Origin of the sequence: Janthinobacterium amylolyticum, assembly GCF_051380655.1 — a bacterium.
GTDB lineage: Bacteria > Pseudomonadota > Gammaproteobacteria > Burkholderiales > Burkholderiaceae_D > Janthinobacterium.
In genome coordinates this window covers 306,016-325,479 of record NZ_JBNYXL010000004.1, presented here as the reverse complement: position 1 = coordinate 325,479, position 19,464 = coordinate 306,016, and the positions used below count along the sequence as shown (strand labels likewise).

The 19,464-nt window shown below is 65.0% G+C and carries 18 protein-coding genes; 13 read left to right on the top strand and 5 right to left on the bottom strand.

Features of this window, described 5'->3' with window-relative positions; translation table 11 throughout:
- Positions 1–4: 4 nt before the first annotated feature.
- Genes ACQ4WR_RS10775 through ACQ4WR_RS10765 form a run of 3 tightly spaced genes read left to right on the top strand, consistent with a single transcriptional unit; the run spans position 5 to position 3,324 of the window.
- A complete protein-coding gene (locus ACQ4WR_RS10775) occupies positions 5–979 on the top strand; it encodes an HlyD family secretion protein (protein ID WP_102293396.1) in 975 nt (324 codons plus the stop codon).
- Between the two features lie 6 nt (positions 980–985).
- Complete coding sequence (locus ACQ4WR_RS10770; protein WP_436487179.1) at positions 986–2,179, top strand: ABC transporter permease; 1,194 nt, start codon at positions 986–988, stop codon at positions 2,177–2,179.
- The gene (locus ACQ4WR_RS10765) at positions 2,176–3,324 is read left to right on the top strand and encodes an ABC transporter permease (protein WP_436487177.1); all 1,149 of its coding nucleotides are present in this window, start codon (positions 2,176–2,178) and stop codon (positions 3,322–3,324) included. Before ACQ4WR_RS10770 ends, ACQ4WR_RS10765 begins: the two co-directional genes overlap by 4 nt.
- Before the next feature lie 60 nt (positions 3,325–3,384).
- Here the strand turns inward: ACQ4WR_RS10765 and ACQ4WR_RS10760 are convergent, their stop codons facing one another.
- The gene (locus ACQ4WR_RS10760; protein WP_436487175.1) at positions 3,385–4,248 is read right to left on the bottom strand and encodes a LysR family transcriptional regulator; all 864 of its coding nucleotides are present in this window, start codon (positions 4,246–4,248) and stop codon (positions 3,385–3,387) included.
- Between the two features lie 99 nt (positions 4,249–4,347).
- Between ACQ4WR_RS10760 and ACQ4WR_RS10755 the strand changes: the two genes are divergently transcribed.
- From ACQ4WR_RS10755 to ACQ4WR_RS10715, 9 genes are all read left to right on the top strand, one after another.
- The gene (locus ACQ4WR_RS10755; RefSeq protein WP_436487174.1) at positions 4,348–5,205 is read left to right on the top strand and encodes an alpha/beta fold hydrolase; all 858 of its coding nucleotides are present in this window, start codon (positions 4,348–4,350) and stop codon (positions 5,203–5,205) included.
- Positions 5,202–5,807, top strand: a complete 606-nt coding sequence (locus ACQ4WR_RS10750; protein ID WP_436487172.1) for a glutathione S-transferase — start codon at positions 5,202–5,204, stop codon at positions 5,805–5,807. The genes ACQ4WR_RS10755 and ACQ4WR_RS10750 overlap by 4 nt, the downstream gene beginning before the upstream one ends.
- 74 nt (positions 5,808–5,881) lie before the next feature.
- Positions 5,882–7,462, top strand: coding sequence for an AAA family ATPase (locus tag ACQ4WR_RS10745; RefSeq protein ID WP_436487170.1), 1,581 nt, complete (start codon positions 5,882–5,884; stop codon positions 7,460–7,462).
- Complete coding sequence (locus ACQ4WR_RS10740) at positions 7,459–7,932, top strand: hypothetical protein (protein ID WP_436487168.1); 474 nt, start codon at positions 7,459–7,461, stop codon at positions 7,930–7,932. Before ACQ4WR_RS10745 ends, ACQ4WR_RS10740 begins: the two co-directional genes overlap by 4 nt.
- A gap of 9 nt (positions 7,933–7,941) precedes the next feature.
- Positions 7,942–8,913, top strand: coding sequence for a hypothetical protein (locus ACQ4WR_RS10735; RefSeq protein WP_436487167.1), 972 nt, complete (start codon positions 7,942–7,944; stop codon positions 8,911–8,913).
- The gene (locus tag ACQ4WR_RS10730) at positions 8,910–10,673 is read left to right on the top strand and encodes a VWA domain-containing protein (protein WP_102293234.1); all 1,764 of its coding nucleotides are present in this window, start codon (positions 8,910–8,912) and stop codon (positions 10,671–10,673) included. The genes ACQ4WR_RS10735 and ACQ4WR_RS10730 overlap by 4 nt, the downstream gene beginning before the upstream one ends.
- 126 nt (positions 10,674–10,799) lie before the next feature.
- Positions 10,800–11,393 (top strand): hypothetical protein, encoded by a 594-nt coding sequence (locus ACQ4WR_RS10725; protein WP_436487165.1) that lies wholly within the window; start codon positions 10,800–10,802, stop codon positions 11,391–11,393.
- A gap of 2 nt (positions 11,394–11,395) precedes the next feature.
- On the top strand, positions 11,396–12,757 hold the full coding sequence (locus ACQ4WR_RS10720) for a phenylacetate--CoA ligase family protein (RefSeq protein ID WP_436487163.1): 1,362 nt from the start codon (positions 11,396–11,398) through the stop codon (positions 12,755–12,757).
- Positions 12,754–13,794 (top strand): AAA family ATPase, encoded by a 1,041-nt coding sequence (locus ACQ4WR_RS10715; RefSeq protein ID WP_436487161.1) that lies wholly within the window; start codon positions 12,754–12,756, stop codon positions 13,792–13,794. The genes ACQ4WR_RS10720 and ACQ4WR_RS10715 overlap by 4 nt, the downstream gene beginning before the upstream one ends.
- Before the next feature lie 121 nt (positions 13,795–13,915).
- On the opposite strand, the gene ACQ4WR_RS10710 is transcribed toward ACQ4WR_RS10715, so the two are convergent.
- Complete coding sequence (locus ACQ4WR_RS10710) at positions 13,916–14,473, bottom strand: TetR/AcrR family transcriptional regulator (protein ID WP_102293230.1); 558 nt, start codon at positions 14,471–14,473, stop codon at positions 13,916–13,918.
- A 241-nt stretch (positions 14,474–14,714) separates the two neighbouring features.
- On the opposite strand from ACQ4WR_RS10710, the gene ACQ4WR_RS10705 reads away from it, so the two are divergent.
- The gene (locus tag ACQ4WR_RS10705) at positions 14,715–15,524 is read left to right on the top strand and encodes an SDR family NAD(P)-dependent oxidoreductase (protein WP_436487159.1); all 810 of its coding nucleotides are present in this window, start codon (positions 14,715–14,717) and stop codon (positions 15,522–15,524) included.
- Here the strand turns inward: ACQ4WR_RS10705 and ACQ4WR_RS10700 are convergent.
- The 3 genes from ACQ4WR_RS10700 to ACQ4WR_RS10690 all read right to left on the bottom strand — a co-directional run bounded on the left by ACQ4WR_RS10700 (position 15,521) and on the right by ACQ4WR_RS10690 (position 19,463).
- Positions 15,521–16,807 (bottom strand): O-acetylhomoserine aminocarboxypropyltransferase/cysteine synthase family protein, encoded by a 1,287-nt coding sequence (locus tag ACQ4WR_RS10700; protein ID WP_436487157.1) that lies wholly within the window; start codon positions 16,805–16,807, stop codon positions 15,521–15,523. The genes ACQ4WR_RS10705 and ACQ4WR_RS10700 overlap by 4 nt on opposite strands.
- A gap of 95 nt (positions 16,808–16,902) precedes the next feature.
- Entirely contained in the window at positions 16,903–17,814 is a 912-nt protein-coding gene (locus ACQ4WR_RS10695; RefSeq protein WP_436487155.1) for a carbohydrate kinase family protein, read from the bottom strand.
- Positions 17,811–19,463 carry an alpha-amylase family glycosyl hydrolase gene (locus tag ACQ4WR_RS10690; protein ID WP_436487153.1) on the bottom strand — a complete coding sequence of 551 codons (1,653 nt, stop codon included), beginning with the start codon at positions 19,461–19,463 and terminating at the stop codon, positions 17,811–17,813. Before ACQ4WR_RS10690 ends, ACQ4WR_RS10695 begins: the two co-directional genes overlap by 4 nt.
- Position 19,464 lies beyond the last annotated feature (1 nt).

Here is a 19,464-nt window from a genome sequence, read left to right as displayed (position 1 = left end):
TAATATGACCACCTCCAAAAAACCATTGCTGCTCGCCGGCGCCGTCATTGTCCTGGCCTTCGTCGGCTGGGGCTTGTACCAGGCTTTCCAGCCGCAGCGCCTGCCATTGCAGGGACAGATGGATGCGCAGGAAGTCAACGTATCGTCGAAAGTGCCGGGCCGGGTGGGCGAGCTGTACGTCAAGCTGGGGCAGAACGTGGCGAAGGGACAATTGCTGTTCCAGCTGACCAGCCCGGAAGTGCAGGCAAAGATCGCCCAGGCCACTGCCGCCACGCAGGCAGCCGATGCCGTGGCGAAGAAGGCGGAAGCGGGCGCGCGTCCGGAGGAAGTCGCAGCCGCCAAAGCCAACTGGGAGCGGGCGCAAACGGGCGCGGCCATCGCCAAAACGACGTACACCCGCGTCAACAATATGTACGAGCAAGGCGTGATCGCCCAGCAGAAACGCGACGAGGCGCAAGCGCAGTGGCGCGCCGCCGAGCAGCTGGCGCAAGCGGCCCGCGCGCAGTATGACATGGCGCAAAAAGGTGCGCGTCCGGAAGACAAGACGGCCGCCGCCGCCCAGGCGCGCCAGGTGGGCGCCGTGCTGACCGAAGCGGAAATCGCCCTGGCCGAAACGAAGATCGCCGCGCCCGTGGCAGGCCAGGTCAGCAAGATCCAGATCCAGCCTGGCGAACTGGCGCCGCAAGGTTTCCCCGTGATTACCCTGGTGAACCTCGATGACGCCTGGGCCGTGCTGCAAGTGCGCGAAGATGAAATGGCGGCGTTCAGCATGGGCAGCACGCATACGGCCAACGTGCCCGCACTGAAACAGCAGCTGAGCTTCAAGGTCAGTTCCGTGGCCGTGCTGCCCGACTTTGCCACCTGGCGCGCGGCGCGTCCGGGCGGCACGGACTTGCGCACGTTTGAAATCCGCTTGCGTCCCGCCATCAAGGTCGATGGCTTGCGCCCGGGCATGTCGGTCGTGTTTCCGCCGCTCTGATCGCCGATGAACGACGCGGATAAAGGGCAGGGTTCGGGGCAGGGTGGGGTGCTGGCACGCGAGTGGGCGCGCCTGCGCGGCGACTTCTGGGATCTGGGCATGCTCAGCTGGATACCCGTGCTGCTGTGCGCGATCCTGTGGCTGGTATTTTCCGCCGGCATCGCGCGCGACTTGCCCATCGTCGTCATCGACAACGATAATTCCACCTTGTCGCGCCAGCTCACGCGCTGGCTCGACGCTTCGCCCGGTGTCCAGGTCGCTGCCAAAGTGGCGTCCAGCGACGATGCCTTGCATCAGTTGCGCGAACGCACGGCCTTCGGCTACCTGGTGATCCCCGGCGACTTTGAAAGGAAATTGCTGGGCGGACGCCAAGCCACGGTGCAATGGCTGTACAACGCGCAGTTTTCCTCGCACGCGGGCGCCTTGCTGCGCGACGTGCGCACGGTCAGCACGACCTTGTCGGCCGGCATCGAGATGACGGCCCGTGTCAAGAAAGGCATGGCACCCCTGCAGGCGGCGGCCCAGTTCGAGCCGATCCGCACCACCTTGAACAGTTTGTACAACGAAAACATCAGTTATGAAGCGTTCCTGACCCTGGCGCTGATCCCGTCCATGCTGCAGATTTTCATTGTCGTCGCCATCGTCACGAGCATCGGCCGCGAGTTGCGCGACGGTACCGTGCCGCAATGGCTGGCGACGGCCCAGGGCAGCTGGCTGCGCGCCGTGGGCGCCAAGCTGCTGTTTCCCCTCATCGCCTATGTTGTGCTGGCACTGCTGTATCTGCTGTTCTTCAGCCTGGCGCGGGGCTGGGCCGTGGCGGGCAGCCTGCCGGCCTTACTATTGAGCATGCTGCTGCTGGTGCTCGCGTATTGCGGCCTGGGCACCTTGCTGATCGCCGCGACCCTGTCCATGCGCCTGGCCCTGTCCGGCGCGGCCTTCATTACGGCACCGGCGTTCGCCTTTGCGGGCCAGGCCTTTCCCTTGATGGCCATGCCGCCGCTGGCGCGGGCCTGGGCGGAAGCGTTGCCGCTCACGCATTATCTGCAGTTGCAAACCAAATACTGGCTGGCCGGCGCGCCGTGGCGTTATGGCGTGCAGGAAATGCTGATCCTGGCCGGCTTTGCGCTCGGCTGCGGCGCCGTGGGCCTGTTGCTGCTGGCGCGCCGCGCGAATGTCCCGGCCGCCTGGGGGCGCACATGAGCTGGTCCGCCTTTCTCGCCACCTGGCGCGCCATGCTGACGGACAAGGGCGCGCTGACCTTGCTGTTCATCGGCGGCATCATTTACTCGTTTTTCTATCCCTTGCCGTACTCGACGGAAATCGTCCAGCGCGTGCCCGTGGCCATTGTTGACCAGGACCGCAGCGCCATGTCGCGCCAGATGACGCGCTTCGCCATGGCCCACCCGTCGCTGGAAGTGATCGCCGTCACGCCCGACTTGCCCGTGGCGCAGGATTTGCTGTGGCGCGACAAGGTGATGGGCGTGCTGATCATTCCCGACGGCTTGCAGACGGACGTGCTGGCCGGGCGCGCCGCCCATGCGCAAGTGGCGGGCAACGGTTTATATCTGATGCTCAACAAGGTGGCCTTGAATGGCCTGGCCGAAGTGGTGGGCACGGTCTCGGCCGGCATCGAACTCAAGCGTCTGGGCGCGGGCACGCCGTCCGGCATCCAGGCCAACGAACAGCGCGCGCCCATCGCCTTTGACGCCGTGCCCCTGTTTAACGTGAAGGAAGGCTATGGCGCCTATGTCGTGCCCGGCGTGGCCACCCTGATCGTGCAGCAGACTTTGCTGATCGGCATGACCATGCTGTTCGGCACCTGGTACCAGCGTAAAAGTTTCCCGCTGGCGGGCCAGCGCACGGCCGGCGGCTATCTTGGCATGCTGCTGGCGTTCGCCTCGGTGGCGTTTTTGAACTGCTGCTATTTCTTTGGCTTTGTCTTCTGGTTCCAGGATTACCCGCGTGGCGGCAACTTTGGCGGCATGCTCTTGCTGCTGGTGCTGTTCTCCTTGGCCGAAGCGGCGTTCGGCATGCTGCTGGGCATGCTGTTCCGCACGCGCGAACGGGGCACGCAGCTGATGATCGCCACCTCGATGCCCGTGCTGTTCCTGGCCGGCCTGACATGGCCTGTGTCGTCCATGCCCGTCGTGCTGCAATGGCTGCGCTGGCTGCTGCCCTCGACGGCGGGCATCCAGGGCTTTGTCGCGCTCAACCAGATGGGCGCGTCCCTGTATGAAATCCGCCATGAAGTGGCGGGCTTGCTGGCCTTGCTCGTGGCCTGCGTGGCGCTGGGCTGGTGGCGCTGGCGCAAGGGGGAAGAAACGGCTGTTGTCACGCAAGGCTGAGCATGCAGCCAGGGAAAGAGCTGGAGTCCCAACTGCCCGTATCGTTGGCGACGGGATCGATCATGCTTTCTGCAGTGCCGCCAGCAGCAGCTGGCAAAAACCGTCACGCGCGGGGTCGGGCAGGTTGACATTGGCCCGCAGCAGGCTGGCGACGCGGGGCAGCGGTGCCAGCCGCTCCAGTGCCGCGTGCCGGTGCACGCCCTGGCCCAAGTTGCGTGCATTGACCACCGCCATGCCCAGGCCGGCGGCAACCGCGGTCAGCATGCCCGCCACCGATGGGCATTCCAGGCCCACGCTCCACGCCATGCCGGCCTGGCCCAGTTTTTCCTCGGCCAGCCGGCGGTAAAAGCAGTGCGGCCCGTAAGTGATCAGTTTGACGGTGTGTCCCGGCAAAGCCTGCTCTGCCGTGGCAGCGCACCAATGCAGCGTTTCTGTCCATAGCAGCGTGTCGCCCGGCGCCGCCTTGCCGGCAAAATCCTGGTGCAAAATCACATCGAGCACGCCGTCGGCAAAGCGTTCGCGCAATACCTGGCTTTGCTCCACCACCAGTTGCACGTCCACCTTGGGGTGGTGATGCGAGAACTGCGACAGCACCGCGCACACGTCCGCCAATGAAATCTGCTCCGTCACGCCGATGCGCAGACGGCCTTGCATCGCCGATGGCGAAAAATGGGCAACGGCGTCATCGTGGGCGTCGAGTATGTTGAACGCATGCCGCAGCAGCACGGCTCCCTGGTCGGTCGTGCCAAACAGCCCGCCGCTGCGCGCCAGCAGCTGACAATCGAGCTGCTGCTCCAGCCGCTTGATTTTCCAGCTGACGGCCGACTGGCTCAGATGCAGCAAGCTGGCGGCCTGGCTCATGTTGCCGGTTTGTACCACGGCCCTGAATACACGCAGGGCGTCGATGGATAGACGTAAATTCATGGACTATGACAAAAGTTGGATTGAAGGTTAAAAGAATGTCGCTGGCGTCATGTTCAGTCTAGCCTTAGCCTGCAGGTTCTGCAAACAAAAGGACATCTGATGACGAGTCAAGAACCGCTGTTGAATGGCCACGCCCTGATCCACGGCCAGCGTATCGCCACCGGCATCCATGGCGCAGGCACGCCGCTGGTGCTGGTGCATGGCACGCCGGCGCACAGCATTATCTGGCGCGAACTGGTGCCGCTGTTCGTCGATGCCGGTTTCCACGTGCACCTGTATGACTTGCTGGGTTTTGGGCAATCCGAGCGGCCCGCCCAGGCCGATACCTCGGTAGCGGCGCAGGTGACCTTGCTGGCGGCCTTGTTTGATCACTGGCAGCTGCCGGCCACGCATTTGTTCGGGCACGATATCGGCGGCGCCATTGCGCTGCGCCTGGCGTTCGACCACGCGGCGCGCCTGCGCAGCTTGAGCATCGCCGACGCGCCCAGCTACGATTCCTGGCCATCGCCCACCTGGAGGCATCTGCGCGATGACTTCGCCCGGTATGCCTTGACGCCGGCCAGCGAGCATCGCGCCACGATGGCGCGCCAGCTGGGCATGGCCGTTTTTCACAAGGACAGGATGCAGGGCGAGCTTTTGCGCCGTTACCTGGAGCCGCTGTGCGGCGTGGTGGGGCAGCCCTCGTTTTACCAGCACCAGGTGGCGCACTATAACGCCTGCCATACGATGGACTTTGCCGAAAAACTGCCGCGTTTAGCCTTGCCGGTACAGGTATTATGGGGCAAGCAGGACGAGTGGCAGCCGGTGGCTTATGCTCATCGCCTGCAGCGCGATATTCCCGGCGCCACCTTGCACCTGTTTGACGAGGCCGGGCACTTTCTGATGGAGGATGCGCCAGCGGCCGTTGCGGCACAAGTGATCGCGTTTATTCATCAGCTGGAGAGGAGAAAACCATGATATTGATCGGAATGCTCGATTCGCCTTACGTCAGGCGCGTTGCCATTGGCATGAAAGTGCTGGGTCTGCAGCACGAGCACCGGCCCTTGTCGGTGTTTTCCGATTTCGACCACGTACAAGCCATCAATCCTGCCGTCAAAGTGCCGACCCTGGTTACCGGTGACGGCCAGGTGCTGATGGACTCGACCCTGATCCTCGCGTATCTGGAAGAACTGGCAGCGGATGCTCCCCGCATCAGGCCGGAGCCGGGGCCTGCACGCCTGCGCGCGCTGTGCCAGACCAGCTATGCTTTGGCGGCCTGCGACAAAGCCGTGCAGATCGTCTATGAGCGGCGCTTGCGCCCGCAGGAAAAGCAGCACCAGCCCTGGCTGGACCGGATCCAGCTGCAGTTGCATGGCGCCTGGCGGCAGCTGGACGCGTCATTGCGCGAAGAGGCGCCGGACTGCCTGAGTATTGCCGGCATCACCATTGCCGTGGCCTGGAGTTTTGCTCGGCAGATGGTGCCCGACGTGATGGCGGCCGGCGACTATCCGGCCGTGGCCGCGCTGACGGCGCTGGCCGAGCGGCAGCCGGTGTTTCTGACTACGCCGATGGCCGGCTGATCCGCTTTCATCCGAACCGGTATTTGCAGGCGGCTTGTGCAATAATTTCATTTCCTTAACGGAAGAGTATTGCCATGCCGTCTTTTAATCTGTTCCAGCGCCTGTCCCAGGCCCCCACCAAGCCCAAGTCCGCGCCCGTTGCGCGGCAGTTTGACGTGGCCGACCTGTACCAGGGGCCCATTGCGCTGGGAGCGGAAGGCGAGGCGCAAGCGCGGCCTTTCGATGAAAAGCTGCGCCAGGCCTATTTCTGGATCGTCAACCACGCCATCATCAGCCCCCATTACGACATCGAATACAACGATGGCCCGTCGCAGACGTATGCCGTGGGCGACAGCCGCCGCACCCTGAATCTGCCGTCGGCGCAAAGCTATTCCAGCTTCATTTTGCTGCCCCTGCTGACCTTCGCCACGCGCCGCAAATGCCTGTTCGTCGGCGGGCCGGGGCGGGGCAAGACGGCCAGCGCCTTGCTGATGGGCGTGCTGGCAGGTTCCACCGTCAAGGAAGTCAAGCGCGCCATGCAGCACGGCCACCCGCAGATGACGGTGGCCGACCTGCTGGGCAACCCGCTGCCGGCCGATCTGGTCAACGCGCAAAGCATGGACGATATCCGCATCGCCTGGCGCGCCTGGCTGGGCATGCGCGTGAAAATCGTCGATGAATACAACCGCATTCCCACGCGCACGCAAAGCGCGCTGCTCACCGTGATGGGCGACAATTACGCGGAAGTGCTGAACCATATTTACGAGTGCCCGGAAGCGGCCTGGTATCTGACGGCCAACGATGACCAGGGCGGCGGCACCTACCAGGTGATCGAGGCGCTGCGCGACCGGGTCGACGTGACGGTGCAGGCGCTGGCCTTCAACCCGCGCTTCCTGAACGAATTGCTGCTGCGCGTGGAAGAAAACGTGCGCCCCGAAGAATTGGTGCCGCCCGACATCATCTTCACGGAAGGGGAGGTGGACCAGATCGGCGAAGCGATCCGCCAGGTGGCCGTGCCCGACGCCGTGCGCCGGCGCCTGGAATTTTTCGCCAGCCAGTTCGAGCTGTTCGAGACGGCCGGCGGCCAGTTTGAATACATGACCAAGGATACGGCACGCCTTGCTGGCGCTGACCGGGGGCAGGCGCAGGCCGCCGACAATGGGCGCGACCGCCTGAAGGACCTTGGCTGCCAGACCTTGAACGGCATTTCCGTGCGCACCCTGATGGCGCTCCTGATCTACGCCAAGGCCATGGCCTATTTCCGCGGCAATGATGAAGTGGCGCTGGACGACTTGCGCCAGGTGCTGCCGTTCGTCCTGCATAACAAGCTGCAGCCGGACCCGGACGCGCCATTCTTCGCGCTGCCGGAAAACGCCGCCTACCGCAGCGACAGGCTGGGCTGGCTGCGCCGTTTGTTCGATCTGTCGAACGATGAATTCAACCGCCTGGACCTGGACCGCGATGACCCTGTTGGCGTGTTGTCGGCCGAATTCGACCTGGGCCTCGACGGCGTCAGCGAACGCGAGACCCTGGCGCGTTTGAACCGCATCGAAAAGCTGATCGGCGAACGCACGAAAGGGAGAAAACTGTATGGTCCCCTGTACGACGACCTGTTGAAACTCAAGTACCTGCACCAGCGCTATACCAACTACCGCAGCTGGCTGCGTTCTCAATGAGCGTGCTGCGTTGTCAAGGCTTCCTGGAAGCGCTGTCCCTGCTCAATGGCGAAGCCAGTGACCTGTGCGCCAGCTATGAGCTGCGGCGCCTGCCCGATGCGCCCGATTTGGTCACGGCGCTGGGCTTGCGCGTGGAAGATTACGCCTTGCGCGTCATCGCGCCCGCGCGCGACTTGCCTGCGCCGTTGTGGGATATCAAGCTGGCGCCGTGCGGGCGCGCGCAGCTGGAGCAGGTATGCCAGCGCTGGTTTTTCTCGTCGCGGCACATGCAGGCGGCGCCGCCCGGGCGTTTTCGGGCGCAGCTGGTGGCCGCCTTCCTGGAATCGCTTGACGACGCGCTCGGTGGATTTTCCCTGCACGCCGTGACGATGACGCCGCCATCCGGCTTCTGGTATGCGATCCACTGGGACGAGATCGCGTTCGAATCCGGGAGTGAACGCTATCTGCTGCACTTTTCGCACAGCGACTGAGGAAGAACGATGATTTCTCCTGCCTTCGCATCGATACTCGCCAGCGGCCGCGCCCAGTTCAACGGCCGCGCCGTGGAAGCGCGCCGGCGTTTTCCCGCGCTCGACATGGCAGCCTTTGGCGCCTTTTTGCACGATGGCGTCGATCCGCTGGTGCTGGCCGTGGCCGCCGCCGCGCCCGAGCGGGTGGGCGGCGTCACCCTGGCCGCGTATGACATGGCCCTGGAACTGGTGGGCCATGGCCTGGCGGGACCTGCCGCGAAAAATCCCTTGTTGAACAGCGTATGGCGCGAGCTTGCGCCATCGTTTGCGCCAATGCTGGCGACGGCGCCAGTCGACGTGCTGGGCATGCTCAGCAACGCCGCCATCCACCTGGGCGGCGTGGCCGGCGCGCGGCCCGCGCAATGGCAGCGCGAGCTGGCCGCCCTGGCGCCGCAGGTGGCGACGGTGGCGCAGTTGCGCGCCATGGGCCAGGTGCTGGCATGGCGCGCCGGCGTCGCGCATTTTCGGATGGGGGCGATCGCCGCCGCCGACACCTTGCCACCGGTGCTGGCGCTGGCCGCCTTTGGCGAGCCGGGTGCGCAATGGCCGCAGGTGCGTGATCAGTTATTGGCCAATCCCTGGCGCGGCAATGCAGACGGCCGCGAGTTTGGCAGCTTCACTGGCCTGGGCGGCCACTTCGGCACGCCGCCGCAGGTGCGCGCCACGGCTGACGGTTTTGTCGTGCGCAGCGCCGAGCGTCATTATCTGCTGGTGGCCGACGCCTACGGCGCCGTGCTGCACAGCGCCACGGCGGAGGAATTCGCGCAGGCGCCGGCTGGCGTGCCCGCGTCCGTGCGCCTCGATGGCGCCACCGTGCACGTCGGCGCGCGCAGCATCGCACTCGACCTGCCGGAAGGCGACATCGCGCTGGCCGCGAATGCGCATACCCTGGCCATCACCTCGCCATGGACGCATGCCATCCGGCTGCTGCCGCTGGCATGAAGCAGCATGCCGACAGCGCGCTGATCGACGCCTGGCGCGCCGCCTGGCCCGAGGCGCTGGCCGTGTGGAGCAAGTTCACGCGCTTGCGCGACCCCAGCCTGTGCGCCAGCCGCGTCGAGGCCAGCAAGCAGGGCTTGTCCGGCAGCTTCGCCATGATCCGGCTGCTGGACCAGAGCGTGGTGGTGGACTTGCCGCTGGTGACGGAGCTGGGCCTGGACGACTACGCGCTGGAAATCCTCGCCCATGAAATCGGCCACCACATCCTTGCGCCGGGCAGCGCCAGTGACCAGTTCCGCCTGCTGGCCCGCATGCGCCGCGCCTTGCCGACCCTGGAGCAGCACGCGCCCATGGTGGCCAACCTGTACACGGACCTGTTCATCAACGACCGCCTGCAGCGCCAGGCGAATCTGCGCATGGCGGACATCTACCGCAAGCTCGAGCAGGGGCGCTCTGTGGAAGCCAAGGCCAGCGGCGGCGTCTGGACCCTGTACATGCGCATCTATGAAAACCTGTGGCAGCTGGAGAAGGGCGAACTCGGTGGTGGCCAGGCCGACGAGCGCCTGGACACGGATGCCTGGCTGGGTGCGCGCCTGATCCGCGTCTACGCGAACGACTGGATGCTGGCGGCGGGCCGCTTCGCCACCCTGCTGCTGCCCTATCTGGTGGAAGACACGGACGCTCTGAGCCCGAGCCGCTATCTGCTCGACACGCGCGACGCGGCCCGTGGCTGCCAGACGTATGGCGCGCAGCAGATCGAGGATGACGAGGAGGGCGGCGCCATCCATCCCGTGCACGATCAGCGCATTTCCGGCCTGGATGGCGACGAAGCGCCTGCCGAGACGGTGGCCAGGCAGGGCGGCGGCCAGCTGCGCGAACCGTTCGAACTGGGCGACATTTTAAAGGCGTCTGGCGTGGACCTGAGCGACCATGAAATCGCCATCCGCTACTACCGCGAACGGGCCTTGCCGCACCTGGTGGCCTTCCCCAGCCGTCCCGCACCCGAATCGCAGGAGCCGCAGATGGAAGGGTTGGAGCCGTGGGAAATCGGCGACCCGCTGGAAGACATCGACTGGCTGCAATCGGTGATGCAGTCGCCGCGCCCCGTGCCCGGCGTGACCACCGTGCGCCGCGTGTATGGCCGTGAACCGGCGCGCGCCAGCGACGCCGTGCCCGTCGACCTGGACATGTACGTGGACAGTTCCGGTTCCATGCCGAACCCGCAGGCACATACCTCGTTTTTGACACTGGCTGGGGCCGTCATCGCGCTATCGGCCCTGCGCGCCGGCGCGAAAGTGCAGGTGACCCTGTGGAGCGGCAAGAACCAGGTGATGCAAACACCGGGCTTCGTGCGCGACGAAGACCTGATCCTCGGCGTGCTGACGGAATTTTTCGGCGGCGGCACCTGCTTCCCCATCCACCGCCTGCGCCAGACGTATGCGGCCAAACGGGAACGGCCCGCGCATATCCTGATGATTTCAGACGATGGCATCACCACCATGTTCGACAACGATGAACTGGGCAACAGCGGCTGGGATATCTCGGCAAAAGCGCTGGCCCAGGGCGGCGCGGGCGGCACCATGGCCCTGAACCTGGAACGCGGCTGGGAGGGCGCGGCCAGCCACACGTGGCTGCAGAAAACCTATGACGACTTGAAACGCGCGCGGCGCGAGCAGGGCTGGGATATCCACGCCGTCGAACGTTACGAAGACCTGCTGGACTTCGCGCGGGCGTTCAGCCGCAGGCATTATGTGAAGAGCTAAATAAGATGACTATGTGCAGCAAAATTCCGGGGTCAGAGCCGGCGGGGCAATACGGTCCAATGGAACGTATAGCGATTCCGAAGAAACTGACCCCAGCATTTGCCGTTGGGTTAAGGTAACGACATCATGATGCAAATCGGTCCTCACCTCGAAACCCTGACCCACCGCCTGGCCGACATCCCCGTCGAATTCCTGGCCGAACCGCGCATCGCCGGCGTCGCCAACGCGCAGGCCGTGTCGGTGGCGGCGCTCGTCAACGACATTTTGCTGCTGCATGGCGCCCGCGCGCCGTCCGCTTCTCTGCAGGGCTTCATCGGCGCGCAGGTGAAGGCGGACCGCAACCGGCTGGCGCTGGCCATGATCGCGTGCTGGCTGCTGGCCGACGAGTGGTTCATCGCGCAGCGGCTGGCGCAGCAGGATGTGCTGCAGCTGCTGGGCGAGGCGGCGCGCGAGCTGGCCGCTGCCACGCCCGCCCACCAGTTTACGCAAGACCCCGAGCGGCGCGAAGAGCTGGCGCGCATCGTGCTGGCGCGCCTGGGCTTTCGGCCCCGCGACGAAAGCGTGGCGCAGGCCACGGACCGATTGTCCGCCATCAGCGGCACGGAGCGCCGCCGGCTGCTGGAAGCTAGCCGCCTGGCCGAGCAGCGCGCGCGCGAAATCCGCGAAGCGCTGGCGAAAAAGGCGGCCGAGGAATCGGCCGACAAGTGGTCGCGCGAATGAGCGTGGAGAGCAATCTGGCCGCTGGCGCCTGGGAGTCCGACTACGAGTACTGTCCCACCCTGACGCCGGCGGGCGCGCGCATGCTGGAAAAACTGCGCAGCCATCCTTGCGCGCCACAGTACCGCAACCGCAGCGGCAACAAGCTGCTGGCCGGGGAAGTGGAGGCCTTGCGCGCGTATGAGCAGGAAGTCATGGAGGCGGCAATCGGCTGGAGCGCCGCCGCGCCGCCCCCATGGCTGGCCGCTTTCCTCAAGGCCACCTACGCCACGGTGCCGCATTACCGCGCCTGCGGTTCGCCGCCGGCGCGCTTGCAGGATGTCGCGCCGATCAGCCGCGCCGAGCTGGCGCACGACATCGCCGCATTCGTGCCCGACGATGCGGATCTGGCACGCATGATCAATTTCCAGACCACGGGCACTACGGGCCATCCGCTGCTGATCGCTTCGCACCCGCTGGTGGCGGGGCGCTACCTGGCTTTCCACAAGCGCGCGCTGCGGCGCTTTGGCGTGACCCTGCGCCATGGCGCGGGACAGGTGGGCGTGATGCTGCTGGGGCACCAGCGCCGCTGCTTCACCTATGTCTCCGTCACGCCGACGATGGGCGAATCGGGACTGGCGAAGATCAACCTGCACGTGGACGACTGGCGCGATCCGGACGACCGCGCGCGCTACCTCGATGCCATGGCGCCGGAGCTGATCGCGGGCGACCCCATCTCGTTTGCCGAACTGCTGACCCTGCCGATGGCGCACAAGCCGGCCGCCTTGATGTCCGTGTCGATGATGCTGTTGCCGGGCATGCGCGCCCGCCTGGAGCAGCGTTTCTGCTGCCCCGTGCTCGATATCTATTCGCTCAACGAAGTGGGGCCCGTTGCCGTCTACGACGAACAGGCGGGCGGCCACGTGCTGCTGCAGCACCGGCTGTACGTGGAAATCCTCGATGGCGAAGGCAAGGCCGTGCCTGAAGGGGAGCGCGGCGAAATCACGGTGACGGGCGGCTTCAATTTCTGCCTGCCCCTGGTGCGCTACCGCACGGGCGATTACGCGTCGCTGATCCATGGCCCGCACGGTCCCGTGCTGGCGGGACTGGCAGGGCGCAGTCCCTTGCGCTACCGGACGGACAACGGCGCTTGGATCAATAATATCGACATCACGCACGCCTTGAAACCGCTGGCCATCGCCGTGTTCGGCGTGCACCAGCACGCTGACGGCGTCGTCACGCTGCGCCTGGCGCCACATGCGATGCCGCAGGCGGACCAGGCACGCGCTTTGCTCGCGCCATTTTTCGGCGCCATCACGGTCGCGGTCTTGCTGGAGGAAGACAAGATCATTCAATACACCTCGGATTTGCGGGAAGCGGCAGTATGAGCAGCTATAAACGGGGTCTGGTGGTGGGTAAATTCTGCCCGCTGCACCTGGGCCATGAACTTTTGATACAGCGGGCTACGGATGCCTGCGAAGAACTGCTGGTGGTCAGCTATACCAAGCCCGAGTTTCCCGGCCTGGAACCGGCGCGCCGCGAAGGTTGGCTGCGCACGCGCTTCCCGCAGGCGCAGGTCGTCGTGCTAGATGATGGCAGGCTGGCGGACCTGTGCGCGGCGCGCGGCGTGCCGGCGCGGACCTTGCCGCACAACGACGATCCGGGCGACGCGCATCGCCACTTCATGGGCTGGCTGTGCTGGATGGTGCTGGACCTGCCCGTCGACGCCGTGTTCAGCAGCGAAGATTATGGCCCCGGCTTTGCGCAGCTGCTGCAGCGCCATTATGCGCTGGGCGCCGTCGCGCATGTGAGCGTGGACCAGGCCAGGAGCTTGATCCCCGTTTCCGGCACGCGGGTAAGACAGGACCCGCACGCCCACGCCGCCTTCCTGTCGCCGCCTGTGCGCGCCAGTTTCGTCACGCGTGTCTGCGTGCTTGGGGGCGAGTCGAGCGGCAAGACGACCCTGGCGGGCGCGCTGGCGGCGCATTTCGGGACGGGCTGGGTGGCCGAATATGGGCGCGAGCTGTGGGAAAGCCAGGACGGTGTGCTGGCCTACGACGATCTGCTGAAGATCGGCCGGGAGCAGCTGCGGCGCGAAGCCGCCGCCGCCGGGCAGGCGCGGCGCTGGCTGTTTTGCGACACTTCGCCCATGACCACGTATTTCTACTGCGTCGAGATGTTCGGCAAGGCCGAGCAGGAATTGGCCCAGCTGGCCGAACACCGCTACGATCTGGTGGTGCTGTGCGCGCCCGACTTCCCCTTCATCCAGGACGGCACGCGCCGCGACGAGAATTTCCGCGCGCGCCAGCATGCGTGGTATCAGCATGAACTGGCACGGCGGGGGATTGCATTTATCAATGTGTCCGGTTCCGTCGAGGATCGGATCGGGCAGGTGGCCCAGTTGCTCGCGCGTAGGTCGGATTAGCGCAGCGTAATCCGACATCACCGCATACGTCAGCAATGTTGTCTGATTAGCGCAGCGTAATCCGACATCACCGCATACGTCAACAATGTTGTCGGATGACGCGCTTGCGCGCTAATCCGACCTACGTCGTAAAAGCCGTGTTCACCGCTTTCAGTATCTCGTCCGAAAACGCGTCGTCATCGACGGCGCGCGACAGCGCCACGGCGCCCACCATGGCCGACAGCATGACGATGGCTTGCTGGCGCGGGTCGCGTTTTTTCTGCCACGGGAAATGCGCCGCCAGCTTGCCGATGATGGTTTTCAGGTGAAAGGTAAAAGCGGGGCGCACGGCGGGCTGCTTGCGCACATCGCCGGCCAGCGCGGCCAGCAGGCAGCCGTCGCCGGGCGCATCGCGGTGGGCCGTGCTCACATAATCGCGCACATACTGGCGCATGGCTTCCGGGCTGGCGCTGGCCGCATCGAGGGCCACGCGCGAGTGTTCCGAACCATGCAGGGTGCTTTCCGCCATCAGCGCTTCCTTCGAGGCGAAGTGGTTGTAGAAGGGGCCGTGCGTGAGCCCCGTCGCCTGCATGATCTGTCCCACCGTGACGCCGTCAAAGCCCTGTTCGCGGAACAGGCGCGCCGCTGCCGTCAGGATGCGCTGGTGTTTTTCTGCCGTTTCGGCTGCCGGGTATCGCATGCTGTTCTCCGTTTGCGCAAATAATTTCTGTTGACATCATACATGATGTTCGTCATGCTAGCGACACTATGCATGATGGTCGTCATGTTTAGCGCCGTTTCAAAGCATGATGGTTGTCATGTTTAATTCGTGATTCTTCTAAACCCAGTAACAGAATCCGGTGTCGGACCCTCAGGGGCCAGGCCCGGTCTTTGCAGCGGGCTTAAGCGGACACAATAAAAATCTCAGTAAAGGAATCACCATGAGCACAAGCAACACACAAGGCACGGCCCTCATCACCGGCGCATCGTCTGGCCTGGGCGCCATTTACGCAGACCGCCTGGCGGCGCGCGGTTTTGATTTGATCCTGGTGGCGCGCAGGGTCGAGCGCCTGGGCGTGCTGGCCAAGGCGCTGGCGGAAAAATACGGCGTGTCCGTGCGCGCCATGGCGGCGGATCTGTCCGCGCCAGGCGACCTGCAGCGGGTGGCCACGGAACTGGCCACCAATCCCGCCATCACCATGCTGGTGAATAACGCGGGTGCCTCGACCCTGGCGCCGGTGCTCGATACTTCCCCGGAAAATATCGCCATCATGGACAAGGTCAACGTGACGGCCGTGGCGGAACTGAGCTACGCCGTGCTGCCGCAGTTCAAGCAGCGCGACAGCGGCACCATCATCAACATCGGTTCCGTGCTGTCCTTCCACATCCTGCCCGTCAGCACCGTCTACAGCGCCACCAAGGGCTATGTGATGAATTTCACGCGCGGCTTGCAGCAGGAACTGGCCGGCACGGGCATCACGGTGCAGCTGGTGCTGCCCGCGTCGACGGCGACGGAAATCTGGGAATTGAGCGGCGTGCCGCTGGCGCAACTGGACCAGGCCACCATCATGCACGCGGAAGACTGCGTCGATGCGGCGCTGGCGGGCCTGGACCAGGGCGAGCTGGTGACCTTGCCCTCCGTTGAAGACCAGGCCTTGTGGGAGCAGTTTGACGCGGCCCGCCTGGCCCTGTTCGCGGGCGCGATGCGCGGCACGCCGGCATCGCGCTATGGCGTCAAAGCCCGCGTTTAAGCAGCGTTGAGCGCCTGTTCCAGGTCTTCGCGCAAGTCGTCGATATGCTCGATGCCGACGGACAGGCGCAGCATGTCTTCCGACACGCCCGCCTTCGCCAGTTCCTCGGGATTGAGCTGGCGGTGCGTGGTGGAGGCCGGGTGCGTGGCCAGCGACTTGGCGTCGCCGATGTTGACCAGGCGCGTGAACAGCTGCAGTGCATCGAGCACGCGGGCGCCGGCCGCGCGCGGATCTTCCGCACTGGCCAGTTTTAGGCCGAAGGACAGGATGCCCGAGGCGCGGCCACCCATGTATTTTTTCACCAGCGCGTAATCGGGGTGGTCTTCCAGGCCCGCGTAGTTGACCCACGCGACTTTCGGATGGTTTTTCAGGTGTCTGGCCAGGGCCAGCGTGTTGTCGCAGATGCGGTCCATGCGCAGGGCCAGGGTCTCGATGCCCTGGATCAGCTGGAAGGCGGAGAGCGGAGAAATGGCCGCGCCCATGTTGCGCAGCGGGACGACCCTGGCGCGGCCGATGAAGGCGGCGGGGCCGAAGGCTTCCGTGTAGACCACGCCGTGATACGACACGTCCGGCTCGTTCAGGCGCTTGAAGCGCTCCTTGTGTTCGGCCCACGGGAATTTGCCGCTGTCGACGATGGCGCCGCCCACGGTGGTGCCATGGCCGCCCAGGTATTTGGTCAGCGAGTGGACGACGATGTCGGCGCCATGCTCGATCGGGCGGAACAGATAGGGGCTCGGTACCGTGTTATCGACGATCAGCGGGATGCCGTGCGCGTGCGCGATCTCGGCCAGCTTGGCCACGTCCGTTACATTGCCCAGCGGGTTGCCGATCGATTCGCAGAAGATGGCCTTGGTGCGGCTGTCGATCAGCGCGGCGAAGGTCTCGGGCTGGCGCGCGTCGGCGAAGCGCACTTCGATGCCGATCTGCGGCAGGGTGTGGGCAAACAGGTTGTAGGTGCCGCCATATAGCTGGCTGGCGGAGATGAAATTGTCGCCCGCTTCGGCGATGGTCTGGATCGCGTAGGTGATGGCCGCCATGCCCGAAGCCACGGCCAGCGCCGCCACGCCGCCTTCGAGCGCCGCGACGCGCTTTTCCAGCACGTCCTGCGTGGGGTTCATGATGCGCGTGTAGATATTCCCGGCCACCTTCAGGTCGAACAGGTCGGCGCCATGCTGGGCGTTGTCGAAGGCGTAGGCCACCGTCTGGTAAATGGGGACTGCCGCCGCCTTGGTGGTGGGGTCGGGGCTGTAGCCGGCGTGCACGGCCAGGGTTTCGATTCTCATGAAGGTCTCCGGTTGCTATGGTATGCGGTGGTGAAATCCGCAGCCATTGTGCCATGCGACCATTGGCGCGTTGCTACGCTTGATAGAATATTAAGTCATAAGCTAGTGCGGGCTTGATATAAGTCATGCAGTTCTTCGCGTCCGATAAACCGTTCATGCGTGCCATGCTGGGTGCAGGCAAACGCGCCGGCGATGGCGCCGCGGTGCATGGCCTCGTCCAGCGGCCGTCCATCCAGCCAGGCGTGCAGGAAAGCGGCGACAAATGAATCGCCGGCGCCGTTGGTATCGACCACGGCTTGTGTCAGTGGCGCCGCAGGGAAGTGGCGCACCACATCAGTATTCCGTTCCAGCAGGTAGGCGCCGTGCGCGCCCGCCATGGCCACGACGAGCTGCGCGCGGCCTTCCGAACGAATCGTACGCATGACGTCGTCCCGACGCTCCCCGAGTGCCGCCGTGCTGAGGAACACCAGGTCGGCGCGCAGGGCAAAGGCCTTGTGGTGCGGGTTGACGCCATCCCAGTCGTGCAAGTCGGTCGATACGGTCGTGCCGCACACCAGGGCGTCGTCGAACAAATCGGCGACCCAGCCCATGATGGAAAAGTGCGCGTGGCGCGCCGGACCCAGGTAGGGCAGATAAAACGCGGCCGGCATGCGCACGTCTTGCGGGTGGCGGCCATCGTACAGCGACAGCCGGCGCCCTTGCGGGTCGACCAGGTTGACGCTGCGGCGCGTGCCGGACGGCTCGACGATGTGCGAGAAATCGAGCTTGGCATCTTTATAGCGCTGCAGGATGGCCGCGCCCTGCGCATCGTCGCCGATGAAGTCGATGAACTTGCAGCGCAGGCCCAGCGCATGGCAGCCCAGCGCCACGCCATTGCCCGTGTGCGCCACGTAGTCGCGGATGGGCGGCACGTGCACGGAATCGGCGACCGGCAAGGGCAGGCCAGGGACGCGCACGATGGTGTCGATGCCGGCGCCGCCGACCACTAACATGTCATAGGTACTCATGGTGCAGCTTTCTCCAGCAGAACGGTGCCTGCCGCCTGTACCGCGACGGCGCCGTCTTCGACTAAGTAGGTTTGGTTTGTGTAGGCGTCGCGCAGCGGGGTGCCGTCGGCGAACACGCCGTGGACTTTCAAGGAAACCGTGCCTTGCGCTTCCGGCACGGCGATGATGGCATCACCGTCCAGCACGCGGGCAAACGCGTATGGTGTTTCTTCGATCAGGCGATGTTCGCCGCGCGCCAGCGCGGGGTGGCGCAAGCGGAACTGGCCCAGCTTGCGCGCATGCGCCAGGGTGGCGGCGTCCAGCGAGGTCCAGTTCATGTCGGAGCGCGTGGCCTGCTGCTCGTCGCCGGCGGGCGCCGCGCCAGGCTGGCGCGCGCTTTCATCGCCGTAGAACAGCTGCACGCCGCCCGGTGCCAGCAGCAGGGCGCTCAAGCCGTGCTTCAATCGCTCGCGCGGGAACAGGCTGGTGTCGTGCGAGGAGATATACGACAGGATGTCGTAGCGGGGTTCATTGCCAGCGCGCTTGCCCAGCAAAGTCGCGTACTGGCGGTAGACGCCGTCGATGCTCTTCCAGTCGCCGCCCGCGCGATTCTGGAAATCGAAATTGATCATCGAATCGAAGCCCGCGTCATGCCAGCTGCTGCGTTCGGGGCCATGGCCCCACGCTTCGCCCGTCATCCAGAACGGCGAGTCGTCGATTTTCTGCTGCGGATGGCGCGCCTTCCAATCCTTGAGCGCATCGGTGGCCGCCGCGCGCAGGGCCAGCCAGCTGGCCGGCTCCACATGCTTGACGGTGTCGGCCCTGAAACCGTCGACGCCGAATTCTCGCACCCAGTCGGCCAGCCAGCTGACAAGGTAAGTGCGCACTGTCGCCTCGGGCAGGGCCACGGCACGTGTGTCGCTTTTACGTTGCAGGATTGGCGGCAAGCCCACGGCCTTGCCGCTCTCCGTGCGGAAGTCGGGCAGGTAGGCCAGTTGCATCGTGTAGTCGTCCTTGCCGCCATCGGAATAGCCGGGCAAGCCGGCGCGCACCCAGTCCGGACCCCACCACTGGGTGAACTCGAAGTTGTTGTAGTCGATGAAGCTGTGGTAATCGCGCAGGCCAGCTTTCTCATGGCCGGGCCACAGAACCGGCACCTTGTACTCTGCCAGGGTGCGCAGGTCCGCGTAGCCGGGGTGATTGAGCACCACGTCGAACAGCACGCGGATGCCTTGCGCGTGGGCTGTGTCTATCATTTCGCGCAATTGCTCGCGCGTGCCCATGTTGGCATCCATGGTGGTGTAGTCGAGTGCCCAGTAGCCGTGGTAGGCGTAGTGCTGGAACTGCTGCTTGCCGCCCACCACCCAGCCGTGTATCTGCTCGTACGGCGCCGTGATCCACAGGGCGTTGACGCCCAGTTCGCGGAAATAGCCGGCTTTCAGCTGCTGCGTGATGCCGGCGATGTCGCCGCCATGGAAGCTGCCGACATCGCCGCCTTGCGGGTCGGCGGCGCGGCCATAACTGTGGTCGTTGCCGGGATTGCCGTTGGCGAAACGGTCTGTCACGGCGAAGTAGACGATGGGGTTATCCGCGAATTTATCTGTAACCTTGCCCGCCTGCGCCGGCAGGCTGACGAGCAAAGCGGCGAGGGCGGTCAGCACGGTCTGCATG

Coding starts and splice junctions, on each gene's coding strand:
- ACQ4WR_RS10775 (WP_102293396.1), top strand. CDS start 5: ATGACCACCTCCAAAAAACCATTGCTGCTCGCCGGCGCCGTCATTGTC.
- ACQ4WR_RS10770 (WP_436487179.1), top strand. CDS start 986: ATGAACGACGCGGATAAAGGGCAGGGTTCGGGGCAGGGTGGGGTGCTG.
- ACQ4WR_RS10765 (WP_436487177.1), top strand. CDS start 2,176: ATGAGCTGGTCCGCCTTTCTCGCCACCTGGCGCGCCATGCTGACGGAC.
- ACQ4WR_RS10760 (WP_436487175.1), bottom strand. CDS start 4,248: ATGAATTTACGTCTATCCATCGACGCCCTGCGTGTATTCAGGGCCGTG.
- ACQ4WR_RS10755 (WP_436487174.1), top strand. CDS start 4,348: ATGACGAGTCAAGAACCGCTGTTGAATGGCCACGCCCTGATCCACGGC.
- ACQ4WR_RS10750 (WP_436487172.1), top strand. CDS start 5,202: ATGATATTGATCGGAATGCTCGATTCGCCTTACGTCAGGCGCGTTGCC.
- ACQ4WR_RS10745 (WP_436487170.1), top strand. CDS start 5,882: ATGCCGTCTTTTAATCTGTTCCAGCGCCTGTCCCAGGCCCCCACCAAG.
- ACQ4WR_RS10740 (WP_436487168.1), top strand. CDS start 7,459: ATGAGCGTGCTGCGTTGTCAAGGCTTCCTGGAAGCGCTGTCCCTGCTC.
- ACQ4WR_RS10735 (WP_436487167.1), top strand. CDS start 7,942: ATGATTTCTCCTGCCTTCGCATCGATACTCGCCAGCGGCCGCGCCCAG.
- ACQ4WR_RS10730 (WP_102293234.1), top strand. CDS start 8,910: ATGAAGCAGCATGCCGACAGCGCGCTGATCGACGCCTGGCGCGCCGCC.
- ACQ4WR_RS10725 (WP_436487165.1), top strand. CDS start 10,800: ATGATGCAAATCGGTCCTCACCTCGAAACCCTGACCCACCGCCTGGCC.
- ACQ4WR_RS10715 (WP_436487161.1), top strand. CDS start 12,754: ATGAGCAGCTATAAACGGGGTCTGGTGGTGGGTAAATTCTGCCCGCTG.
- ACQ4WR_RS10710 (WP_102293230.1), bottom strand. CDS start 14,473: ATGCGATACCCGGCAGCCGAAACGGCAGAAAAACACCAGCGCATCCTG.
- ACQ4WR_RS10705 (WP_436487159.1), top strand. CDS start 14,715: ATGAGCACAAGCAACACACAAGGCACGGCCCTCATCACCGGCGCATCG.
- ACQ4WR_RS10700 (WP_436487157.1), bottom strand. CDS start 16,807: ATGAGAATCGAAACCCTGGCCGTGCACGCCGGCTACAGCCCCGACCCC.
- ACQ4WR_RS10695 (WP_436487155.1), bottom strand. CDS start 17,814: ATGAGTACCTATGACATGTTAGTGGTCGGCGGCGCCGGCATCGACACC.
- ACQ4WR_RS10690 (WP_436487153.1), bottom strand. CDS start 19,463: ATGCAGACCGTGCTGACCGCCCTCGCCGCTTTGCTCGTCAGCCTGCCG.